Below are 1,595 nucleotides of genomic sequence, written 5' to 3'. Positions count from 1 at the left end.
GAAGCTCGGCCTCGTCGCCGTCCTCAAGCGCATGGGCGAGGCGGACGACGCGCAGGTGGCGCAGGTGCTCGGCGCCTTCACCCGCCCCTGGGAATGGCGGGCGCATTGAGGCGATGCGATTATTCGTACGAATAATCGCAGCCGTCCGTTTTTCCTGCGAAAAACGGGTCCCGCGATGACCCTGCCCATCGTGCCGAACGCCCGCGCGCGGCGGCTCTTCCTCGACCGTCACGCGCTGGCGGAGCCACCCTCCGGTCCCGCGGGCGGAGCGGCGCTGTCGGCGCTGATCGGCCGGCTCGGCTTCGTGCAGGTGGACAGCGTGAACACGCTCGCCCGCGCGCACGACATGATCCTCTGGTCGCGCCGCCAGTCCTACCGCCCCGAGAGCCTGCGCTGGCTGAACGACCGGGCGCGCGCGACCTTCGAGCACTGGACCCACGACGCCTCGATCGTGCCGGTAGAGTTCTACCCGCACTGGCGGCTGCGCTTCGCCCGCGACCGCGCGCGGCTCCACGGGCGCTGGAAGGACTGGCACGGCGACGCCTTCCACGGCGAGCTCGACCGCGTCCTCGGACATGTGGCCGAGGCGGGCCCGGTCTCGAGCGCCGACATGGCGGGGGAGCGGCCCACGAAGTCGACCGGCTGGTGGGACTGGCACCCGTCGAAGACCGCGCTCGAATACCTCTGGCGGTCGGGCGACCTGGCCGTCACGCGGCGGGACGGGTTCCGCAAGGTCTACGACCTGGCCGAGCGGGTGATCCCGCCCGAGCGGCTGAACGCGGCGCACCCGGACCCGGAGGAGACGGTCGACTGGGCCTGCGCCGCGGCGCTCGACCGGCTGGGCTTCGCCACGAGCGGCGAGCTTGCGGCCTTCTGGGACCTCGTGACGCCGGCGGAGGCGAAGGCCTGGGTCGCGCGCGCGCTGGCGTCGGGGCGCGTCGTCGAGGTGGAGGTCGAAGGCGTGGACGGGCGGCTCCGGCGCTCGGTCGTGCGGCCCGAGACCCTGGACACGCTCGCGGACCTTCCCGAACCGCCGGCGCGGATGCGTGTCCTCAGCCCCTTCGACCCCGCGTTGCGCGACCGGGCGCGGGCCGAGCGTCTCTTCGGGTTCCGCTACCGGATCGAGATCTTCGTCCCCGAGGCGCAGCGGACCTACGGCTACTACGTCTTCCCGGTGCTCGAGGGCGACCGCCTCGCGGGCCGCATCGACATGGCCGCCGAGGCGGGGCGCGGGCGTCTCGCGGTGCGCGCCTTCTGGCCGGAGCGGGGCGTGCGGATGGGGCGCGGGCGCCGCGCGCGGCTCGAGGCCGAGATCGAGCGGGCGGCGCGCTTCGCGGGCTGCGGGGCGGTCTCCTATGCGCCGGACTGGCTCCGGGAGGCGGTCTGAGAAGGTCTGTGGACAAGTCCTGAGGAGCGCTTCCTTTCAGTAGCTTGGGGCAGGCGGCCGCTGTGGATAATCCGGGCCCGGGAGCTGTGCGCGGCTCGCCTTCCTCATGCGATGCGCACATTCTCCCGCGGAAGGCCATGTTTTCAAGGGAGATTCAGGCCTTGAGTCCTGCCAGTTTCAGCCCGTTCGACAGCACGAAGAGGAAGGC

Annotated in this window: 1 protein-coding gene; it reads left to right on the top strand. The window is 72.3% G+C overall.

The features are described 5' to 3' along the window. Nucleotides 1–175: 175 nt before the first annotated feature. The gene (locus ACTS11_RS04240) at nt 176–1,387 is read left to right on the top strand and encodes a winged helix-turn-helix domain-containing protein (protein ID WP_442639098.1); all 1,212 of its coding nucleotides are present in this window, start codon (nt 176–178) and stop codon (nt 1,385–1,387) included. The last annotated feature ends 208 nt before the right edge of the window (nt 1,388–1,595 follow it).

The sequence above is a fragment of the Roseicyclus sp. genome (genome assembly GCF_052168335.1).
Taxonomy (GTDB): domain Bacteria; phylum Pseudomonadota; class Alphaproteobacteria; order Rhodobacterales; family Rhodobacteraceae; genus Roseibacterium.
Note: the sequence above shows the minus strand (reverse complement) of the source record. Positions and strands in the feature narration are given on the sequence as shown.

Coding starts and splice junctions, on each gene's coding strand:
- ACTS11_RS04240 (WP_442639098.1), top strand. CDS start 176: ATGACCCTGCCCATCGTGCCGAACGCCCGCGCGCGGCGGCTCTTCCTC.